The 19,660-nt window shown below is 69.0% G+C and carries 18 protein-coding genes and 1 pseudogene; 5 read left to right on the top strand and 14 right to left on the bottom strand.

Translation table 11 applies throughout. The features are described from left to right. Positions 1 to 3: 3 nt before the first annotated feature. On the top strand, positions 4 to 1,107 hold the full coding sequence (hemH, locus tag VNT59_RS02930; RefSeq protein WP_325496465.1) for a ferrochelatase: 1,104 nt from the start codon (positions 4 to 6) through the stop codon (positions 1,105 to 1,107). A gap of 18 nt (positions 1,108 to 1,125) precedes the next feature. On the opposite strand, the gene VNT59_RS02925 is transcribed toward hemH, so the two are convergent. From VNT59_RS02925 to VNT59_RS02860, 14 genes and pseudogenes are all read right to left on the bottom strand, one after another. Next, positions 1,126 to 2,004: an alpha/beta hydrolase gene (locus VNT59_RS02925; RefSeq protein WP_325496463.1), complete on the bottom strand. Its 879-nt coding sequence runs from the start codon at positions 2,002 to 2,004 to the stop codon at positions 1,126 to 1,128. A gap of 30 nt (positions 2,005 to 2,034) precedes the next feature. Next, positions 2,035 to 3,102, bottom strand: a complete 1,068-nt coding sequence (locus VNT59_RS02920; RefSeq protein WP_325496461.1) for a branched-chain amino acid ABC transporter permease — start codon at positions 3,100 to 3,102, stop codon at positions 2,035 to 2,037. Positions 3,103 to 3,133: 31 nt separating this feature from the next. After that, positions 3,134 to 4,099, bottom strand: coding sequence for a branched-chain amino acid ABC transporter permease (locus tag VNT59_RS02915; protein ID WP_325496459.1), 966 nt, complete (start codon positions 4,097 to 4,099; stop codon positions 3,134 to 3,136). Positions 4,100 to 4,104: 5 nt separating this feature from the next. Next, positions 4,105 to 4,830: an ABC transporter ATP-binding protein gene (locus VNT59_RS02910; protein ID WP_325496457.1), complete on the bottom strand. Its 726-nt coding sequence runs from the start codon at positions 4,828 to 4,830 to the stop codon at positions 4,105 to 4,107. 149 nt (positions 4,831 to 4,979) lie between these two features. After that, positions 4,980 to 5,744: pseudogene (locus VNT59_RS02905) on the bottom strand (ABC transporter ATP-binding protein); the annotation flags it as partial. A 233-nt stretch (positions 5,745 to 5,977) separates the two neighbouring features. Then, a complete protein-coding gene (locus tag VNT59_RS02900) occupies positions 5,978 to 7,168 on the bottom strand; it encodes a substrate-binding domain-containing protein (protein WP_325496456.1) in 1,191 nt (396 codons plus the stop codon). An 89-nt stretch (positions 7,169 to 7,257) separates the two neighbouring features. Then, positions 7,258 to 8,790, bottom strand: coding sequence for a sigma-54 interaction domain-containing protein (locus tag VNT59_RS02895; protein ID WP_325496454.1), 1,533 nt, complete (start codon positions 8,788 to 8,790; stop codon positions 7,258 to 7,260). 40 nt (positions 8,791 to 8,830) lie between these two features. Next, on the bottom strand, positions 8,831 to 9,574 hold the full coding sequence (locus VNT59_RS02890) for an amino acid ABC transporter ATP-binding protein (protein ID WP_325496452.1): 744 nt from the start codon (positions 9,572 to 9,574) through the stop codon (positions 8,831 to 8,833). A gap of 15 nt (positions 9,575 to 9,589) precedes the next feature. Next, positions 9,590 to 10,696 carry an amino acid ABC transporter permease gene (locus tag VNT59_RS02885; protein WP_325496450.1) on the bottom strand — a complete coding sequence of 369 codons (1,107 nt, stop codon included), beginning with the start codon at positions 10,694 to 10,696 and terminating at the stop codon, positions 9,590 to 9,592. A gap of 4 nt (positions 10,697 to 10,700) precedes the next feature. Continuing rightward, positions 10,701 to 11,876, bottom strand: a complete 1,176-nt coding sequence (locus VNT59_RS02880) for an ABC transporter permease subunit (RefSeq protein ID WP_325496448.1) — start codon at positions 11,874 to 11,876, stop codon at positions 10,701 to 10,703. Positions 11,877 to 11,943: 67 nt separating this feature from the next. Next, a complete protein-coding gene (locus tag VNT59_RS02875) occupies positions 11,944 to 12,978 on the bottom strand; it encodes an amino acid ABC transporter substrate-binding protein (protein ID WP_325496446.1) in 1,035 nt (344 codons plus the stop codon). A gap of 97 nt (positions 12,979 to 13,075) precedes the next feature. After that, positions 13,076 to 14,596, bottom strand: coding sequence for a tripartite tricarboxylate transporter permease (locus tag VNT59_RS02870; RefSeq protein ID WP_325496444.1), 1,521 nt, complete (start codon positions 14,594 to 14,596; stop codon positions 13,076 to 13,078). A gap of 1 nt (position 14,597) precedes the next feature. Further along, entirely contained in the window at positions 14,598 to 15,110 is a 513-nt protein-coding gene (locus tag VNT59_RS02865; protein WP_325496442.1) for a tripartite tricarboxylate transporter TctB family protein, read from the bottom strand. A 69-nt stretch (positions 15,111 to 15,179) separates the two neighbouring features. Further along, entirely contained in the window at positions 15,180 to 16,139 is a 960-nt protein-coding gene (locus tag VNT59_RS02860) for a Bug family tripartite tricarboxylate transporter substrate binding protein (protein ID WP_325496440.1), read from the bottom strand. A 126-nt stretch (positions 16,140 to 16,265) separates the two neighbouring features. Between VNT59_RS02860 and VNT59_RS02855 the strand changes: the two genes are divergently transcribed. From VNT59_RS02855 to VNT59_RS02840, 4 genes are all read left to right on the top strand, one after another. Further along, positions 16,266 to 16,940, top strand: a complete 675-nt coding sequence (locus VNT59_RS02855; protein WP_325496438.1) for a response regulator transcription factor — start codon at positions 16,266 to 16,268, stop codon at positions 16,938 to 16,940. Beyond that, on the top strand, positions 16,937 to 18,346 hold the full coding sequence (locus tag VNT59_RS02850; protein ID WP_325496436.1) for a sensor histidine kinase: 1,410 nt from the start codon (positions 16,937 to 16,939) through the stop codon (positions 18,344 to 18,346). The genes VNT59_RS02855 and VNT59_RS02850 overlap by 4 nt, the downstream gene beginning before the upstream one ends. After that, positions 18,346 to 18,762 (top strand): RNA-binding S4 domain-containing protein, encoded by a 417-nt coding sequence (locus VNT59_RS02845; RefSeq protein ID WP_325496434.1) that lies wholly within the window; start codon positions 18,346 to 18,348, stop codon positions 18,760 to 18,762. The genes VNT59_RS02850 and VNT59_RS02845 overlap by 1 nt, the downstream gene beginning before the upstream one ends. A gap of 103 nt (positions 18,763 to 18,865) precedes the next feature. Further along, positions 18,866 to 19,660 (top strand): TAXI family TRAP transporter solute-binding subunit (locus VNT59_RS02840; RefSeq protein WP_325496432.1); only part of this gene is annotated, 795 nt, incomplete at its 3' end.

The following is a 19,660-nucleotide window of genomic DNA, read 5'->3' as shown; positions in this document are numbered from 1 at the left end:
CTCATGCCCCGCACTTCCCCCTTCGACCCGGAACCACCTTTCGTGCACGGCGAGCCCTCGGCCATCGGCATCCTGTACTGCAACCTGGGCACTCCGGATGAGCCCACGGCGGCCTCGGTACGGCAGTACCTGGCCGAGTTCCTGAGCGATCCGCGGGTCGTCGAAATCCCGCCCGTGGTGTGGCAGCCCCTGCTGCGCGGCGTGATCCTGCCGCTGCGCTCCTCGAAATCCGCCGCCAAGTACGAGACCATCTGGACCCCGGAAGGCTCGCCGCTCAAGGTGTGGACCCAGAAGCAGGCCACGTTGCTGCAAGGCTGGCTCGGCGAGCGCGGCCACCAGGTCAAGGTGCGGGCCGCGATGCGCTACGGCAACCCGTCGATCGCCTCGCAACTGGACGCGCTGAAGGCGCAGGGCGCCAGCCGCATCCTGGTGCTGCCCGCCTATCCCCAGTATTCCGGCACCACCACGGCGAGCATCGTCGACGCGGTGGGCGCCTGGGCGCAGCGGCAGCGCAGCCTGCCCGAACTGCGGTTCGTGAACCGGTATCACGACCACCCCGGCTACATCAAGGCGCTGGCGGCGCGCATCGGCCACCACTGGCTGCAGCACGGCCGCGGCGACCACCTCGTGATGAGCTTCCACGGCGTGCCCGAGCGCACGCTGCAGCTGGGCGATCCGTACCACTGCGAATGCCAGAAGACGGCCCGGCTGCTGGCCGGCCAGCTCGGGCTGCTGCCGGAGAACTACAGCGTGACGTTCCAGTCGCGCTTCGGCAAGGCGAAATGGCTGGAGCCGTATACCGAGCCGAGCCTGCGCCGGCTGGCCGAGCGCGGCGTCGGGCGCGTCGATGTCGTGTGTCCCGGCTTCACCGGCGATTGCCTGGAAACGCTGGAGGAAATCGGCCAGGAAGGGCGGGCCGCGTTCCTCGGCGCGGGCGGCAAGGACTTCCACTACATCCCGTGCCTCAACGACGAGCCCACGTGGATCGCCGCGCTGGGCGCGATTGCCGAAAGGCACCTGGCGGGCTGGCCGACGCAGGAGGCCGCTGCCCCGCAGGCGCTCGCGGCTTCGCGCGAACGCGCGCTGGCCCAGGGCGCGCCGCAGTAGCGGCCACCGGCAGCGCGGCTACGCCGACTGCTGGTGCTGCTCGATGAAGGTGGTCACCAGCTCCAGCTGGTCGGGCACGTTCAGGGCCGGCGCGTGGCCGCAACCCGGGATTTCGACGACCCGCAGCCGGCCGCGCCGGCCCGGGCCGCGCCGCTGCATCTGCTCGATCGTTTCACGCAGCACGAGATCCGATTCCGCGCCGCGCAGGCACAGCACCGGCGCCTCGATCGCGTCGTAGTGATCCCAGATCAGGTAGTCGTTCGGATGGTCGGTGAACTGGCGCACCATCGCCGGGTCGTAATGCGGCGTGACGCGCCCGTCGGGCAGCCGCCGGGTCGAGGTTTCGGTGAGGCGGCGCCATTGCGCGTCGCTCAGCCAGCCATAGGGTTTGTAGACCTGGCGGAAGAATGCCTCCAGCTCGGCCATCGTGGCGAACGACGGCGGATTGCCGGCGTAGGCGCGGATGCGCGCCAGCGCCGCGTCTGCGAGCTGCGGCGCGTTGTCGTTCAGCACCAGACTGGCGATGCGCGCCTTCAACTGCGGCTGCAGCAGGCCGCTCGCGCACGCCATGCCGATCGCGCCGCCCATCGAAGTACCGACCCAGTGCGCGCGCTCGATGCGCAACTGCTCGAACAAGGCGGCGGCCAGCCGCGCATAGAACGCGATCGTGTATTCGCTGCCGGGATCGGGACTCCACTGGCTGAATCCGCGGCCGATGGTGTCGGGGCAGATCACGCGAAAGCCGCGCCCCGACAGGTGCTCGGCGAGCTCGTCCATGTCGCGGCCGGTCCGGGCCAGGCCGTGCCAGGCGATGACGACCGCGCCGTCGGCGGCGCCCCACTCGGTGTAGTGGATTTCGCGGCCGGCGCAGCTGGCGTAGCGGGAAGTCGATGGCATGGGGCGCCTCCGGGATTCGCGGCGGTCAGGTCAGGGGCGCGAACGCAGCGCGCGCAGCCGGCCGACGACGCCAGTGGGGAAGTAGTAGACGGAGAGAACGAACAGCAGGCCCAGCCACAGCAGCCAGCGGTCGGGCGAGAGCAGCGCGGCCAGCCACGGCCAGGCGGAGGCGGCGTCGCTCGCCAGCTTCAGCAGGTCCTGCAGGTAGCTCTGGGCGACCAGGAACAGGCTGGCGCCGATGGCCGCGCCGTAGATGGTTCCCATGCCGCCGATGACGACGATCAGCAGCACGTCCAGCATCACCTCGAACGACAGCGAGGTGTCGGGCCCGTTGTAGCGCAGCCAGAGCGCCAGCATGGCGCCGGCGAGGGTGGCGAACAGCGCCGACAGGATGCTGGACGTGGTCCGGTACAGCACCACGCGGTAGCCGATCGCCTCGGCCCGGAACTCGTTCTCGCGGATCGCCTGCAGCACCCGGCCGAAGGGCGAGTTGACGATGCGCAGCATGGCCAGCAGCAGCAGCAGCGCCGCCGCGAACAGCAGGTAGTAGCACAGCAGGCGGCCATCCAGCGTGACGCCAAGGAACGGCGTCTCCGACCATTCGAAGCCCGGCGACAGGACCTCCGGCACCTTGAACGTGAGGCCGTCCTCGCCGCCGGTGAACTCCGACAGCTGGGACGCGAGGGTCTGGAACGCCGCCGCCACCGCCAGCGTGATCATCGAGAAGAAGATCGCGCGCACCCGCAGCGAGAACAGGCCGATCGCCAGCGCCAGCACGAACGACACCAGCAGCGCCACGGCGATCCCGGCGCCGACCGCCGGCCAGCCGGGCTCCAGGCGCGTGCTGGCGATCGCGATGCCGTAGGCGCCGATGCCGAAGAACATGGTGTGGGCGAAGCTGACGATGCCCGTGTAGCCCAGCAGCAGGTCGTAACTGGCGACCAGCACGACGAACACCAGGATCTTCGCCGCCACGTTGAGCGCCTTCACGCCCGGAAAGAGGAACGGCACGAGCGCGAGCGCGAGCAGCATGGCCAGCAGCAGCAGCGCCAGCAGCCGGCTGCGCGGGAAGTCGCCGGACAGCAGGCGGGTCAGCATGCAAGGCTCCCGGACGGGGCTGGGCGGGTCGTCACCGGCTCACCCCGTAGATCCCTTGCGGGCGCCACAGCAGCACCGCCATCATCAGCGCGATGTTGGAAAACAGCGCCACCTTGGGCAGCAGGAAGCCGGTGTAATTGGCCATCAGGCCCACCAGCAGCGCCCCGATCAGCGCGCCCGTCGTCGAGCCGAGGCCGCCGATGATCAGGACGATGAAGATCAGCACGTTCACCTGCGCGCCCATCTGCGGCACCACGTTCTGCTGGTACAGCCCCCACATGACGCCGCCCAGTCCCGCCAGCGCGCTGCCCACCATGAACACGCCGATGAACAGGGAGCGGATGCGGTAGCCGAGCGACTCGACCATCTCCCGGTCCTGCACCCCGGCCCGGATCAGCAGGCCGATCTTGGTGCGCGTGAGCACCCACAGCAGCGCGCCGAAGACCAGCAGGCCCACCAGCACCGCCAGCACGCGGTATTTCTCCACCGCGGCGTCCCCCAGCAGCAGGGCGCCGCGCATGCCCTGGGGCAGCGGCAGCGGGATCTGCAGCGGGCCCCAGATCACCTTGATCAGCTCTTCGCCGATGATCATGCCGCCCATCGTGATCAGGATCTGCTTGAGGTGGTTGCCGTACACCGGGCGCACGATGAAGCGCTCGAACGCCAGGCCGACGGCGGCGGCGACCAGCATGGCGACCACCATCGCCGGAAACACCGCCATCAGGTTGGTCCACAGGCTGCCCGAGGCGGTGTAGTCGGCCATGCTCCCCAGCACGCTGGTGGCGACGAATGCGCCCAGGGCGATGAACACGCCGTGCCCGAAGTTCAGGATGTCCATGAGCCCGAACACCAGCGTGAGGCCGGAGGCGATGATGAAGACGATCATCCCCATCGCCAGCCCGGCCACCGTCAGGGTGACCCAGGTCGAGGCCGAGCCGATGAACGGCAGCACCGACAGCGCCAGCAACGGCACCAGCGCCAGCGGCTTCCAGTCCATGTCCTTCACAGGGCCAACCCGAGCAGCGCCTGCTGCAGGGCCTCGTCTTGCGCCAGCGCCTGCATGCTGCCGGCATGCACGACCGCACCGTTGTCCATCACGGCCACCGTGTCGCCCAGTCGCTTGGCGAAGTTGATGTTCTGCTCCACCAGCAGGATGGTGACCCCGCTCGCCTTCAGCTGCGCGAAGGCTTCGATCATGTTGTTGATGATGGCCGGCGCGAGGCCTTTGCTGGGCTCGTCGACGATCAGCAGCTGGCGCGGCTCGACGATGGCGCGGGCGACCGCCAGCATCTGCTTCTGCCCGCCCGAGAGCTTGCCCGCGGGGTGGGTCCAGAACCGCTCCACGGCCGGGAACAGCGAGAAGATCCATTGCAGGCGCTGCCGGTCGATCTGGGCGGCGGTGCGCGCCGAGCGCGCGGCCAGCAGCATGTTCTCCTTGACCGTCAGGTCGGCGAAGATGCCCATGTTCTCCGGCACGTAGGCGACGTCGAGGGCGGCGATCTTCTGCGTCTCGAGCCGGGTGATGTCGCGCCCGGCGAACGTGACGCGCCCGGCCGACGGGTGCCACAGGCCCATGATGGTGCGCAGCGTCGTTGTCTTGCCGGCGCCGTTGCGGCCCAGCAGCATCGTCAGCTGCCCGCGCGGCACCACCAGGTCGACCCCGTGCAGGATGTGATACGCCCCGATGTGCGTGTGCACGCCCTCGAGCGTGAGCAAGGGCTGGTTCATGGCTTTTCGCGCCCTCCCCCCGACGAGCGGCTTGGTTCAAGCCCGGCCCCCGGCGAGCGGTCTTGCTCATGCCCTGCCCCCGGGGAGCGGCCTTGTTCAAGCCCTCCCCTCGAGGGGAGGGTTTGGGTGGGGGGAGCGACATCGGGGCCAGAGGCGTCCTGGGCGGTCACGCCCAGGTAAGCCTCCTGGACGATCGGCGAGGCGATCACCGCCGCCGGGTCGCCGTCGGCCACCAGGCTGCCGTTGTGCAGCACGATGATCCGGTCGGCCAGCTCGCGCACCACGTCCATCTTGTGCTCGACCAGCAAGATCGTCTTGCGGCGGTCCTCCTTCAGCTTGCGGATCAGGTTCAGGATCACCGGCGCTTCGGCCGCGTTCATGCCGGCCGTCGGCTCGTCGAACATGAACACGCTCGGCTCCAGCGCCATCAGCAGCGCGACCTCCAGCTTGCGCTGGTCGCCATGCGGCAGGCTGGCGACCAGTTCGTGCTCCTTGGCCTTCATGTCGACCGCGTCCAGGATTTCGTCGGCCCGCGCGGTCAGGCCCGCGTGGTCGCTCCAGACGCTCCACAGGTTGAAGCCGCGGCGGTGCGCGCCGTCGCGGGTGGCTTGCACGGCCAGCCGCACGTTCTCGAGCACCGACAGGCGGGGAAAGAGGTTGGTCAGCTGGAAGGCGCGGCCCAGGCCGGCGCGCGTGCGCGCCGACGCCGGCAGCCCCGAGAGGTCCTGGCCGTCCAGCGTCACCTGTCCCGCCGTCGCCTTGAGCTGGCCCGAGATCAGGTTGAAGTAGGTCGTCTTGCCGGCGCCGTTGGGGCCCACGATCGCCGTCAGCGTGCCGGGCTCGAACGAGCAGGTCACGCCGTTGACGGCGACATGGCCGCCGAAGCGGATCGTGAGGTCGCGGGTGGCAAGCAGGCTCATGGGGTGTGAGGGCGAGGGGGCCGCAGCCCGCTGCCGGGCGGCGCGGAGCAGAAAACCCAGCAGCCGAACGCAGCGGGCGCAGAAGCGCGCAGAGGACGCGGAAGAACAGCCAAAAATACAAGTCTTTGCCGGCTCAACTTTTTCTCTTCGTCTCTTCTTCTCTTCTTCTGCCTCTGCGTATCCTTTGCGCCTCCTGCGTCCGGCTGTTGGGTTCGTCGTCTTTCCGACTACCGCTTGTTGCGGATCGGCACCTGCATTTCTTCCGGCTTGATCTCGCGCACCAGTTCCGGCACGCCCCAGGCGAAGGCCGGATCGGCCTTGATCTTGAAGTGGTACATGCTCTGCAGGGCCTGGTGGTCTTCCTTGCGGAAGGTCATCTTGCCCTTGGGCGTGTCGAAGCTCATGCCTTCCATGGCCGGGATCAGCTTGGCCGCCGTGGCGTCGCCACCGGTCTTCTTCAGCGCCGAGACGATCGCCATCGCGGCCGAGAAGCCGCCGGCGGTGAAGAAATCGGGCGGGCTCTTGAACTGCTTGTAGTGGCTGGCCACCAGCGCTTCGTTCACCGGATTCTTCGGGATGCCGAAGTAGTAGTAGGTCGCGCCTTCCATGCCAGGGAACTGCTTGTACGACGCCATCGCCGGCAGGATGTTGCCGCCGGTGGCGATCTCGATGCCGTAGCGCTTGAGATCCAGGTCGGCGATCTTGAACGGGTTGCCGGCGCCGGCCCAGACGATCCAGATCACCTTGCGGCCCGGCTGGTCCTTCAACTTGTCGATCAGCCGCTGCGCGCCGGCCGTGAAGTCGGTGGTGTTGGCCGGCAGGTATTCCTCGTGGACGATCTTCGCCTTCTTGACGGCTTCCTTGAACGCCTTCACGCCGTCACGGCCGAACGCGTAGTCCTGCGCCAGCGTGGCGATGGTGACGCCGGGCTTGTCCAGCGCCACCGCGTTCGAGATCGCATCCTGCGAGCTGTTGCGCCCGGTGCGGAAGATGTACTTGTTCCACTTGTCGCCGGTGATGGAGTCCGCCACCGCGGGCTCCACCAGCAGGATCTTCTTGTATTCCTCGGCGACCGGCAGCATCGCCAGGGCGACGCCCGACGACGTCGGGCCGATCGCGAGGTCGGCCTTGTCGTCGGAATATGCAGTCGCCAGCAGCGACTTGCCCAGGTCGGGCTTGCCCTGGTCGTCCTTCTCGATCACGACGATCTTGCGGCCGTTCACGGTCATGGTCCCGCCGGTGGCGTAGTCCAGCCCCATCATCAGTCCGGTCTGCGTCTGCTTGCCGTAGGCCTCCAGCGGGCCGGTGCGGCTGTACACATGCGCGATCCGGATTTCCTTGGCCTGTGCGAAGGCGGCCGGAGCGGCGAGGCTGGAAGCGGCGAGCGCGGCGAGCGCGACCCAGGTGCGGCGTTGCATGGATGTCTCCTGTTGAACTGCGGATTTGGGGAATACGGAATGCACGGTCCGTGCCAGCTGCCAGTGCATTGATCCACAACGGATATTCTTCAGCATTCGGATGGATTGTCCGGATACGAGACAGATCTGGCCGTCCGATTTTTGGGCACTGACTGGAATTCAGGCATTGTCGCGAGCCGTTCGTACAGCTTCGCGCGGGAAATCCCCAGCAGCTTGGCGGTCGCCAGTTTGTTGCCGCCGGTGGCCGCCAGCGCCGCGCCGATCGCCTGCCGCTCCAGCTCGCCCACCTGCTGCGCCAGCGGCCGCAGCGCGCGCGCCGGGGCGCCCGCCGGTGCCGGGCGCGTCGCGATCGGGGCCACGATGTCGCGGATGCCGGCCTCGCGCAACACCGCGTCCACGTGCGCCGCTTCGATGCGCTGCGTGTCGGTGCGCATGGCCGCCTGTTCCAGCACGTTGCGCAGTTCGCGGATGTTGCCGCGCCAGCGTTGCGCGCTGAGCAGCGCCATCGCCTCGGGCGCCAGTTCGGGCGGCGCCGCCCCGCCCCGCGCCGCGATCTCCTCGGCCAGCACTTCCACCAGCGACGGGATGTCGGAGCGCCGCTCGCGCAGCGGCGGCACCCGGACCGGCAGCACGTTGAGCCGGTAGTACAGGTCCTCCCGGAACTTGCCCTCGCGCACCAGCGCGGCCAGGTCGCGCGAGGTGGCGGCGATCACGCGCGCATCGAACGGCACCACCTTGTTCGAGCCGAGCGGCTCGATCTCGCCTTCCTGCAAGGCGCGCAGCAGCTTGGGCTGCAGCCCCAGCGGCATGTCGCCGATTTCGTCCAGGAACAGCGTGCCGCCGTCGGCCAGCTTGAACTTGCCGACGCGGCCCTTGCGTTCGGCGCCGGTGTAGGCACCGGGGGCCACGCCGAAGAACTCGGCTTCGAGCAGCGTGTCGGGCACGGCCGCGATGTTGACGCTGACCAGCGGCCCGCCGGCCCGCTGCGAGGCGGCGTGGATGGCGTGCGCCAGCAGTTCCTTGCCGGTGCCGGTTTCACCCAGCAACAGCACCGGGCTCGAGGACAGCGCCGCCCGCCGGGCGTGGCGCTTGACCTCCACGGCGGCCGGGCTGGCGCCGACGAAGCTGGCCAGCGTGTACTTGGTGCGGCGCTGCGTCGCCAGTTCGCGGCGGGCGTCGTCCAGATCGCGTTGCAGGCGGGCGAACTTGCTGATCAGCGGCTGCAGCGTGGTCTCGGGATGGTCGAACAGCACGATGCCGATCGCGCCGATCAGCTCGCCGCTCTCGTCGTCGCGCAAGGGGATGCGGCTCACCACGAAGGTGCCGGCCCGGTTGGTGAGCAGGTCCACCAGGATCGGCTCGCCGGTCTCCAGCACGCGCCGCATCTGCGTGTTCGGCACCACGTCCTCGACCATGTGGCCGACCACGTCTTCGCTGGACGAGAACCCCAATGCCGGCAGAAAGCGCTTGTAGCCCTCGTTCAGCCAGACGATGCGGCCGGTGCGATCCACCAGGAACATGCCCTGGCTGACGCTGGAGAACAGGTGGAACATCGACCGCGCCGCGAGCGCAAGGATGCTCTCGCCGTCGCGCGGCAGGCTGGGCGTGGCAGGGGCTGGCATCGGACGATTATCGGCCGCCGTGTCCCGGCGTTTGCGGGCCTCAGTGGCCGAGGATCTTCGAGAGAAAGTCGCGGCTGCGCTCGCTCTGCGGGTGGTTGAAGAAATCGTCGGGCTTGCTGCACTCGACGATCTGACCCTCGTCCATGAAGATCACGCAATCGGCCACCGCCTTGGCGAATCCCATCTCGTGCGTCACGCAGATCATCGTGATGCCCTGCTCGGCCAGCTCGATCATCACGTCCAGCACCTCCTTGATCATCTCGGGATCGAGCGCGGAGGTCGGCTCGTCGAACAGCATGATCTTGGGCGTGAGGCACAGGGCGCGCGCGATCGCCACCCGCTGCTGCTGGCCGCCGGACAGCTGCAGCGGGAACTTGTTGGCCTGGTCGGCGATGCGCACCCGCTCCAGCTGCTGCATCGCGCGGTCCACCGCCTCCTTGCGCGGCATCTTGCCGACCCACATCGGCGACAGCGTCAGGTTGTCCAGCACGGTGAGGTGCGGAAACAGGTTGAACTGCTGGAACACCATGCCGACCTTCTTGCGGACCTCGTCGATCGCCTTCACGTCGTCGGTCAGTTCCACGCCGTCCACCACCAGCCGCCCTTCCTGGTGCTCCTCCAGCCGGTTGATGCAGCGGATCAGGGTCGACTTGCCCGAGCCCGAGGGACCGCAGATGACGATGCGTTCGCCCTTGGCGACCCGCAGGTCGATGTCGCGCAGCACGTGGAAATCGTTCCCGTACCACTTGTTGACTTTGTCGAAGCTGATGATCGTATCGGCCATGGGTCGTGCAGTGGATTAGCGCCGCTTGCCGGCATTGACCTGCCGCTCCACCCATTGGCTGTAGCGGGACATGGCGAAGCAGAACGCGAAGTAGATCAGGGCGATGAAGAAGTAGCCCTGGAGCTTGAACGGCTTCCAGTTGGCGTCGGCGTTGACGGCCAGGTCCAGCGCGCCGGTGAGGTCGTACAGGCTCACGATGCTCACCAGCGACGTGTCCTTGAAGATCGAGATGAAGCTGTTGACGATGCTGGGCACCACCATCGCCAGCGCCTGCGGCAGCACGATCTTGCGCTGCGTCTGCCAGTACGACAGGCCCAGCGTCGCCGCGGCTTCGACCTGGCCCTTGGGCACGGCCTGCAGCCCGCCGCGAATCACCTCGGCCAGATAGGCGGCGGCGAACAGCGTGATGCCGACCAGCACCCGGATCAGCACGTCGATGGTGAAGCCCGGCGGCATGAACAGCGGGAACATGAACGAGGCCATGAACAGCACCGAGATCAGCGGCACGCCCCGGATCAGTTCGACATAGATGGTGCAGAAGGCGCGGATCGCCGGCAGGTCGGACCGCCGTCCCAGCGCCACCAGCAGCGCGATCGGGAACGCCAGCACGATCGACAGCGTGGAGAGCAGGATGGTGAGCGGCAGGCCGCCCCAGCGGTCGGTCTCCACCCTCGACAGGCCCAGCACGTTGCCGTACATCAGCAGGAAGAAGGCCGCCAGCACGCCGGCCCACAGCAGCACCAGCCAGCGCTTCCAGAACGGGCGGGTGCAGCTGGCGACCAGCATCGCCACCATCATGAACGTGGCGACCAGCGGCCGCCACTGTTGCTCGTAGGGATAGCGGCCGAAGACGATGACGCGGTATTTCTCGGCGACGACCCCCCAGCAGGCGCCCACCCCTTCTGCGGCGCGGCAGGCCTGGACGTCGGGCGACCACACCGCGCGCAGGATCGCCCAATCGACCAGGCGGGGCACCAGCCACAGCAGCAGCGCGCCGATGAGCGCCGTCGCCAAGGCGGTCTTCCACGTGCCGAACAGGTTGGCGCGCAGCCAGGGCAGCAGGCCGCGGGTACCGCGCGGCGCGGGCCGGGCGGGGGTCGGCTGGAACAGGACGGCACTCATGCGCTCACCGCTCCTTGATCGCGACGCGCGCGTTGTACCAGTTCATCCCGGCCGACGTCAGCAGCGACAGGGCCAGGTAGACCGACATCAGGATGGCGATGCATTCGACGGCGCGGCCGGTCTGGTTCATCGCCGTGTTGGCGATCGACACGACGTCCGGATAGCCGATCGCCACCGCCAGCGACGAGTTCTTGGTGAGATTGAGATACTGGTTGGTCAGCGGCGGGATGATCACCCGCAGCGCCTGCGGCAGCAGCACCAGCCGCACCTCGAGGTGGCGGTCCAGGCCGAGCGCGGCGGCGGCTTCCGCCTGGCCGGCCGGCACCGCCGCGATGCCGGAGCGGACCACCTCGGCGATGAAGGCCGCCGTGTAGATCGTCAGCCCCATCAGCAGCGCCAGGAATTCTGGCGTCAGCGCGCCGCCGTTCTCGACGGCGAACTCGCCCTTCTTCGGCACGTCGAACACGGTCGACGCGCCGCCCAGCAGCCAGCCGGCGAGGCCGGCGGCCAGGACGATCGCCGCCGGAACCCAGAACATGCTGCGGATCCGGCCCGTCAGCTCGAACCGGCGGCGGGCCCAGCGGCGGTACGCCCAGGCCAGCACGATGCCGGCGAGCAGGCCGCCGGCCACCCAGGCCTCCCCCGGCCCCCAGACCGGCACCGGAAAGTTCAACCCGCCCTTGCTCAGGAAGAACGGTCCCACTTTCCAGGCGTCCTGGATCGCCGGCAGCACCTCGGTCAGCACCAGGTACCACATGAACAGCTGCAGCAGCACGGGAATGTTGCGGAAGCACTCCACGTAGGCGGAACACAGGCTGCGCACCAGCGCATTGCGCGAAAAGCGGCCGATGCCGATCAGCGTGCCGATGATCGTCGCCAGCACGATGCCGGCGATCGCCACCCGCAGCGTGTTGGTCAGACCCACGCCGAAGGCCCGCAGGTACGACTCGCCGGAGTCGAACGGGTACAGGCTCTCGCCGATCGAGAAGCCGGCCGGCTGGGTGAGGAAGTCGAAGCCGCTCTGGATGCCCCGCACCCGCATGTTGGTGAGCGTGTTCGACCACAGGAACCAGGCCGCCAGGCCGATCACGGCCAGCGCCACGGCCTGGTAGATCACGGACCGGAACGCGCGGCTGCGCCACGACCACGGCTGGCGGCGCGGAGGACTCTTGGTCGACATGGGAATCAGGACAGCGCCGCCGGCTGCCGGTGCGACAGGCGCGGCGGCATCATCGGCGCGCGCGGGATCAGCGCACCGGCGGGGCGTACATCAGCCCGCCCTTGTTCCACTGGTTGTTCAGGCCGCGCGGCAGTCCCAGCTGCGACTTGGGGCCGACGTTGCGCTCGAAGATCTCGCCGTAATTGCCGACGGCCTTGAGCGCGCGCGCCATCCAGTCCTTGTCCAGCCCCACCAGCTTGCCCATGTCCTCGCCGGTGCCCAGGATGCGCTTGACGACGGGGTCCTGGCTGCCGGTCTTGAGCTGGTCGACGTTGGCCTGGGTGATGCCGTATTCCTCGGCTTCGATCAGCCCGTAGATCACCCACTTCACGATCGCGAACCACTCGTCGTCGCCGCGCCGCACCAGCGGGCCCAGCGGCTCCTTGGAGATCAGTTCCGAGAGGATCACGTGGTCGGCCGGGTTCTGGGCGACCTTGTTGCGGATCGAGGCCAGGCCCGACGCGTCCGTCGTGTACGAGATGCAGCGCCCGGAGAAGTACGCGGCGGTGGCGGCTTCTTCCTTCTCGAACACCACGGTCTTGATGTTCAGGTTGTTGGCCTTGGAGAAGTCGGTCAGGTTCTTTTCGGTCGTGGTGCCCGACTGCACGCACACCGTCTGGTTCTTCAGCTGCTTGGCGCTCTTGATGTTGCTCTTCTTCGGGACGATGAAGCCCTGACCGTCGTAGTAGGTGACGACGGTCTGGTTCAGGCCCAGCGAGGCGTCGCGGGTCAGCGTGAACGTGGTGTTGCGCGACAGCAGGTCGATCTCGCCGGACTGCAGCGCGGTGAACCGCTGCTGCGCCGTCAGCGGAACGTACTTGACCTTCTCGGCGTCGCCCAGCACCGCGGCCGCGACGGCCTTGCACACGTCGACGTCCAGGCCGGACCACTTGCCGGTGGAATCGCCGGCCGAGAACCCGGCCAGCCCGGTGTGCACGCCGCACACCAGCTGGCCGCGCGACTTGACGCCGTCGAGCGTCTTGCCGGCCAGGGCCGCGGGCGAGGCGGCCAGCGCGCCGAGCGCGAGGGCCAGGGTGAGCCAATGCTTGCCGAATCTGGTCATGGAACGGATCTCCTGTCTTTGATGTGCGAAGTGCGCCCGGACTCGACTGCGGTCCGCGGTCGAAAAACAGGATACCCGATCTCTGCCGTAACGCGCCTCAGCGCGAACCCGCAGCAGCCGCCGGCGCCCGCCGCCGGCCGCGGGCCTTGGCGATGCGCGGCAGCACCAGCACGGCCAGGATGACGACGATCATGGCGATCGACATCGGGCGCTGCACGAAGATCGCGAAACTGCCCTCGCCGATCGAGACCGCGTTGCGCATCTGCGCTTCGGCCAGCGGGCCGAGGATCATGCCCACCACCACCGGCGCGGTGGGGAAATCGTAGCGTCGCATCAGCACGCCGACGAGGCCGATCGCGTACAGCAGCACCAGGTCGAACGCGCTCTGGCGCATGCCGTACGCGCCGACGGTGGCGAAGATCAGGATGCCGGCATACAGCTGCGGCTTGGGGATCTTCAGCAGCTTGACCCACAGCCCCACCATCGGCAGGTTCAGCACCAGCAGCATCACGTTGCCGATGTAGAGCGAAGCGATCAGGGCCCACACCAGCGCCGCCGACGTGGTGAACAGCTGCGGCCCCGGGTTGATGCCGTAGTTCTGGAACGCGCCAAGCAGGATCGCCGTCGTGTTGGAGGTGGGAATGCCCAGCGTCAGCAGCGGGATCAGCGCCGTCGTCACCGTGGCGTTGTTGGCCGCTTCGGGGCCGGCGACGCCCTCGATGGCGCCCTTGTGGCCGAACTCCGCGAGGTCCTCGCCCTTGGCCAGCTTCTTTTCGGCCGCGTAACTCAGGAAGGTCGGGATCTCGGTGCCGCCGGCCGGGATGCAGCCGAACGGCGCGCCGATGGCGGTGCCGCGCAGCCAGGCGGGAACCGAGCGGCGCCAGTCGCGCCCGGTCATGTAGACCTTGCTCATGCGATTCTGCGATTCGGTGACGCGCCCCTCGTACAGCGCGGCGTAGAGCACTTCGGCGACCGCGAACAGGCCCACCGCCACCAGCACGATCTCGATGCCGTCCAGCAGTTCGGGGATGCCGTAGGTGTAGCGTGCCTGGCCCGAGATCTGGTCCAGTCCGACCAGGCCGACCGCCAGCCCCACGAACAGCGACGTCATCCCGCGCAAGGTGCTCTGGCCCAGCACCGCGCTCACGGTGGTGAAGGCCAGCACCATCAGCAGGAAATACTCCGGCGGGCCGAGCTTGACCGCGAACTCGGCGACGTAGGGCGCGAACAGCGTGACGATCACGGTGGCGATGGTGCCGGCCACGAACGAGCCGATCGCCGAGGTGGCGAGCGCCGCCCCGGCGCGGCCGCTCTTGGCCATCTTGTTGCCCTCCATCGCCGTCACCATGCTGGCAGTCTCGCCCGGCGTGTTCAGCAGGATCGACGTCGTCGAGCCGCCATACATGGCCCCGTAGTAGATGCCGGCAAAGAAGATCATCGAGGCCGTGACGTCGACCTTGGCGGTGATCGGCAGCAGCATGGCCACCGCGACCGCGGGACCGATGCCGGGCAGCACGCCGACGGCGGTGCCCAGGGCGCAGCCGACCAGGGCCCACAACAGGTTGGCCGGGGAAATCGCCGTCGCGAACCCCTGCAGCAGCGCGTTCAGGATGTCCATGTCAGAGCCACCCCGTCCCGGTCAGGCCCGGCAGGTTGATCGCCAGGAATTGCGTGAACGTCCAGAACACCGGCGCGGCGATCGCCAGCCCCGTGAGCACGTCGATCGCCATGGCGCGCAGGCGCCCGGCCTCCTGCCCGGCCGCGCGCCGCAGGCCCTGCACCGCCAGCAGGTAGCACAGCGCGCAGCTCAGGATGAAGCCGATGGTGGTGATCAGCGCGGCGTTCGACAGCAGCCCGGCCGACACCCAGACGAAGGCCGGCCAGTGGCCGCGCTCGGCGCCGGAAGGCTGCTCCATGTCGCGGAACCCGCCGGTGCGCGCCTCGCGGACCAGCATGACGCCGCACACCGCCAGCACGCCGGCGATCACCCACGGCAGGAAGTTGGGTCCGACGCCGCCGTAACCGGCGCCGGAGGGAATGGAGATCGCGCCCGCGCCGAGCGCGAGCGCGATCAGCACCACCGCCACCCCGACGAGGGTCTGCAGCGTGCGTCTTTCGGTGGCGATGGTCATGCCCGATCCTTGCTGGTCGAAAAAACGCCCGGGTGCGAACCGGGCGTCGGTCGTGCGGCCGGAAGACCGTCAGATCATCCCGGACTTCACCATGGTGGCCCGCAGGCTCGCGAATTCGTCGTCCACGAACTTGTCGAACGCCGGGCCGCTCAGCACCGCCGGGGTCCAGTCGTTCTTCTGCAGCGACTCGGCCCAGGACTTGGTCTTGATCGCGGCCAGCACCATGTCGGTGAGCGCCTTGCGCTGTGCCGGCGTGATGCCGGGCGCGCCGTAGACGCCGCGCCAGTTCCCGAGTTCGACGTTGATGCCCTGCTCCTTGAGCGTGGGCACGTTGACGCCCTTCAGGCGCGTGGGCGAGGTGACGCCGATCGGCTTCATCTTGCCCGCGGCGATGTACTCCGCGAATTCGCTGTAGCCGCTGCCGCCGACCGTGACGTTGCCGCCGAGGATGGCCGCGACGGCCTCCCCGCCGCCACGGAACGCGACGTAGTTGATCTTGGCCGGATCGACGCCGACCTCGCGGGCGATCATGGCGGCGGCGATGTGCTCGGTCGAGCCGCGCGAACCGCCGGCCCACTTGACGCTGCCGGGATCCTTCTTCAGCTGGGCGATCACGTCGGCCATCGTCTTGAACGGCGAGTTGGCCGGCAGCACGAACACGTTGTATTCGCTGGTGAGCCGCGCGATCGGGGTCGCCTGCGACAGGTTCACCGGCGGCTTGCCGGTGATGATGCCGCCCAGCATCACCGCGCCCATCACCATCAGCGCGTTCGGGTCGCCCTTGCTGCTGTTGACGAACTGCGCCAGGCCCAGCGCGCCGGCGGCGCCGCCCTTGTTGTCGTAGCTCACGCTGTCGGCCACCTTGGCTTCCTGCAGCGCCTTGCCCAGCGCCCGGCCGGTGGTGTCCCAGCCGCCGCCCGGATTGGCGGGGATCATCATCTTGAGGTTGGCGCCGGCCAATGCCGACAGCGGCAGGCCGCCGGCGGCGGCCAGGGCGGCCATCGACTTCAGGAAAGTGTCTCGACGCATGGGTGTTGCTCCTTGGTATTCGGTTCGGACGCTGGGATGATGCGCCCGTTCCCTGTCAAACGGCTGTCCGGCCGATTGGGGAAACTACTAAAGTGCGGTGCGGCGCCACCGGCGCCGCCATTCCAGATGAAAGTCCTCCTGGTCGAAGACGACCCCACCATGCGCAGCACCCTGCAACGGGCGCTCGCCAGCCGCGGGCTGCAGGTCGCGACCTGCGGCGACGGCCTCGGCGCGGTCGCGGCCTGGCGGGCCAGCGGCCCGGACGTGGTGGTGCTGGACCTCAGCTTGCCCGGGCTCGACGGCCTGCAGGTGCTGGAACAGGCGCGCGGGCAGGCCCTGGCCACGCCGGTCCTGATCCTCACGGCCCGCGGCACCGTGGGCGATCGCGTGATCGGGCTCAACGCGGGCGCCGACGATTACCTGCCCAAGCCGTTCGACCTGGACGAACTGCTGGCACGCCTGCACGCGCTCGCCCGCCGCGGCGGGGGAGCGGTCGGCGGACCTTCCGGATCCCAGCGGCTGGGCGGCCTGCGCCACGAGCGCGAGAGCGGCGCCTTCTACGTGCGCGACGAGGTGCTGGAACTCACGCCGCGCGAGGCCGCCCTGCTGCAGGCGCTGATGGCGCGGCCCGGCCACGCGGTTTCCAAGGAACGCCTGTTCGAGCTGGTGTTTCCGGGCGAGTCCGACGTCCAGTACGAGGCCATCGAGGTCGTCGTCTATCGCCTGCGCAAGAAGCTGGCGCATACCGGCACCGTGCTGATGACGCTGCGCGGGCTGGGCTACCTGCTGAAGGACGCATGAAGGCGCCGGTGTCGCTGCGCCGCTACCTGCTGCTCGGGATCCTGCTGCCCGTGCTCGCCGTCATCGTGCTCAATACGGTGAGCCTGTATTCGCAGGCGCTGGCCGCGGCCAACACCGCCTACGACCGCACGCTGCTGGCGTCCGCCAAGGTGATCGGCGAGCAGCTGGACGTGGACGGCTACGACGAACTGTCGCGGCTGCGCGCCACCGTGCCCTACTCGGCGCTGGAGGCGTTCGAGGCCGACAACCGCAGCCGCCTGTTCTACCGCGTCTCCAGCCTGTCGGGAGAGATGGTGTCTGGCTTTCCGCAGCTGCCGTTCTGGCGCGGCAAGCTGCCGCAGCGCCCGCCGTACGCGGCACTGGTGGATTTCTACGACGACCGGATGGGCGACGAGGAGGTGCGGGTGGCGGTGCTGCTGCAGCCGTTGGTGGGCCAGACCGGGCGCGGCATGGCCGTGGTCCAGGTGGCGGAGACGCTGCAGTTGCGGCGGACCCTGGCGCGGCAGATCCTGGTCGACACCATCTGGCGCCAGGCGCTCCTGGTGGCGGTGATCGCGCTGCTGGTGATCGTCGTCGTGCACCGCGGCATGCAGCCGGTGCGGCGGCTCAGCGCCGAGCTCGGCGCGCGGGCCGAGAACGATCTCACCCCGATCAGCGCGCCCGACGCGCCGCGCGAGCTGCTGCCGCTGGTCGAGGCGACCAACCAGGTGATGGCCCGGCTGGCCCACCTCCTGGACAACCAGAAGCGCTTCGTGCGCGATACCGCCCACCAGCTGCGCACGCCGCTGGCGGTGCTGAAGATCCAGGTGCAGTCGGCGCTGCACGGCGACGTCGAAGGGCGCCAGGCGCTGCGGGAGATCAACGACACCGTCGACCGCGCGACGGCGCTGGCCAACCAGATGCTGGCGCTGGCGAAGGTGGAGCAGTTGCGCCAGCAGCCGGATGCGCCCCTGCTCGATTGGTCGGAGGTGGTGCGGTCGGTGGCGCTCGAACTGTCGCCGCTGGTGGCCGACAAGGAACTCGATTTCGAGATCGCCACCGTGCCGGCGCCGGTCCGCTCCCACGACTGGATGCTGCGCGAGCTGACCCGCAATCTGCTGCACAACGCGATCCGCCACACGCCCGCCGGCGGGCCGCTGTCGGTGCGGGTCGCGGCCGAGGCCGCCTTCGCGGTGCTCACCATCGCCGACAGCGGGCCCGGCCTTCCCGACGAGCTGCGCTCGCGGCTGTTCCAGCCGTTTTCCGCCGGCAACGCCCGCAGCGGGTCGGGGCTGGGCCTGGCGATCTGCCACGAGGTGGTGGTGGCGCTGGGCGGCACGATCCTGCTGGAGAACCGCGCTGCCCACGGCCACGTCGCAGGACTGGATACAACTGTGCGGCTGCCGCTGGCCGACAATCGCGGCTGATGGACAAGCTTCGGATCGACAAGTGGCTCTGGGCAGCGCGGTTCTACAAGACCCGCACGCTGGCCAGCGAGGAAATCGCGCGCGGGCGGGTGGCGGTGAACGGCCAGGAGGTGAAGCCGGCGCGCGAGCTGAAGGTCGGCGACACCGTGTCGCTGCGGCAGGGGCCGGTGCTGCGCACGGTGGTCGTCAGGGCGCTGTCAGGGGTGCGCGGACCGGCGCCGGTGGCGCAGCAGCTCTATGAGGAGACGGCCGACAGCATCGCGCAGCGCGAGGCGGCCGCCGAGCGGCGGCGGCTGGCGCCGGAGCCCGCGCTCGCCATCGAGCAGGGTCGCCCGACCAAGCGCGGCCGCCGCGAGCTCGACGACGCGCAGCGCGGCTGGGGCGACCGCTGGAGCGCCTCGCTGGACAGTGAATAATCCACGGTTGGCGGGAACCGGCCGCGCCGTCTCCGGGATTCACCTCTGGGGGGCGGCAGGCGTATCGGTGTACTGTCCAGCATCTTTCACCGGAGTCATCTCAATGAAACTCAAGCACCTTCTGGCTGTGGCGGTCGCCGCGGTCGCCATCAGCGGCGCGGCGCAGGCCCAGCAGTTCTTCCGCATCGGCACCGGCGGCACGGCCGGCACCTACTATCCGGTGGGCGGCATGATCGCCAACGCCGTGTCCCAGCCCGGCAAGATCGTGGCCACGGCGCAGGCCAGCAACGGCTCGCTGGCGAACGTCACGGCCGTCGGCAGCGGCGCCATGGAAGCCGGGTTCTCGCAGTCCGACGTGGCGACCTGGGCCTACACCGGCACCGGCGCCTTCGAGGGCAAGCCGAAGATCGGCGACCTGCGCATGATCGCCAACCTGTACCCCGAGAGCATCCACCTGGTGGTGAAGAAGGGCTCGGGCATCAAGAGCGTGGCCGACCTCAAGGGCAAGCGCGTCGCCCTGGACGAGCCGGGTTCCGGCACGCTGATCGACGCCCGGCTGGTGCTGGCCGCCTGGGGCGTCAAGGAAAGCGACATCAAGCCCGAGTACATCAAGCCGAACCAGGCCGGCGACAAGCTCAAGGACGGCGCGCTGGACGCGTTCTTCTTCGTCGGCGGCGCACCGGCCGGCGCGATCTCCGAGCTGGCCTCGTCGGGCGCCGGCATCGAGCTGCTGCCCCTGGCCGGCCCGCAGGCCGACGCGCTGCTCAAGTCCAGCCCCTGGTTCGCCAAGGACAACATCGTCGCCAATACCTACAAGGACGTGCCGGCGGTGCAGACCCTGGCCGTCGGCGCCCAGCTGGTGACCAGCGCCAAGGTGCCCACCGAGACCGTGTACGAG

Source organism: Ramlibacter sp., assembly GCF_035554825.1.
Lineage (GTDB): Bacteria > Pseudomonadota > Gammaproteobacteria > Burkholderiales > Burkholderiaceae_C > Ramlibacter.
Note: the sequence above shows the minus strand (reverse complement) of the source record. Positions and strands in the feature narration are given on the sequence as shown.

Bases quoted from the DNA above. Each gene is read 5' to 3' on its own strand.
- VNT59_RS02910 (WP_325496457.1), bottom strand. From the start codon at position 4,830: ATGAACCAGCCCTTGCTCACGCTCGAGGGCGTGCACACGCACATCGGG.
- VNT59_RS02920 (WP_325496461.1), bottom strand. From the start codon at position 3,102: ATGCTGACCCGCCTGCTGTCCGGCGACTTCCCGCGCAGCCGGCTGCTG.
- VNT59_RS02855 (WP_325496438.1), top strand. From the start codon at position 16,266: ATGAAAGTCCTCCTGGTCGAAGACGACCCCACCATGCGCAGCACCCTG.
- VNT59_RS02865 (WP_325496442.1), bottom strand. From the start codon at position 15,110: ATGACCATCGCCACCGAAAGACGCACGCTGCAGACCCTCGTCGGGGTG.
- VNT59_RS02870 (WP_325496444.1), bottom strand. From the start codon at position 14,596: ATGGACATCCTGAACGCGCTGCTGCAGGGGTTCGCGACGGCGATTTCC.
- VNT59_RS02925 (WP_325496463.1), bottom strand. From the start codon at position 2,004: ATGCCATCGACTTCCCGCTACGCCAGCTGCGCCGGCCGCGAAATCCAC.
- VNT59_RS02895 (WP_325496454.1), bottom strand. From the start codon at position 8,790: ATGCCAGCCCCTGCCACGCCCAGCCTGCCGCGCGACGGCGAGAGCATC.
- VNT59_RS02900 (WP_325496456.1), bottom strand. From the start codon at position 7,168: ATGCAACGCCGCACCTGGGTCGCGCTCGCCGCGCTCGCCGCTTCCAGC.
- VNT59_RS02915 (WP_325496459.1), bottom strand. From the start codon at position 4,099: ATGGACTGGAAGCCGCTGGCGCTGGTGCCGTTGCTGGCGCTGTCGGTG.
- VNT59_RS02845 (WP_325496434.1), top strand. From the start codon at position 18,346: ATGGACAAGCTTCGGATCGACAAGTGGCTCTGGGCAGCGCGGTTCTAC.
- VNT59_RS02890 (WP_325496452.1), bottom strand. From the start codon at position 9,574: ATGGCCGATACGATCATCAGCTTCGACAAAGTCAACAAGTGGTACGGG.
- VNT59_RS02860 (WP_325496440.1), bottom strand. From the start codon at position 16,139: ATGCGTCGAGACACTTTCCTGAAGTCGATGGCCGCCCTGGCCGCCGCC.
- VNT59_RS02885 (WP_325496450.1), bottom strand. From the start codon at position 10,696: ATGAGTGCCGTCCTGTTCCAGCCGACCCCCGCCCGGCCCGCGCCGCGC.
- VNT59_RS02875 (WP_325496446.1), bottom strand. From the start codon at position 12,978: ATGACCAGATTCGGCAAGCATTGGCTCACCCTGGCCCTCGCGCTCGGC.
- VNT59_RS02850 (WP_325496436.1), top strand. From the start codon at position 16,937: ATGAAGGCGCCGGTGTCGCTGCGCCGCTACCTGCTGCTCGGGATCCTG.
- VNT59_RS02880 (WP_325496448.1), bottom strand. From the start codon at position 11,876: ATGTCGACCAAGAGTCCTCCGCGCCGCCAGCCGTGGTCGTGGCGCAGC.
- hemH (WP_325496465.1), top strand. From the start codon at position 4: ATGCCCCGCACTTCCCCCTTCGACCCGGAACCACCTTTCGTGCACGGC.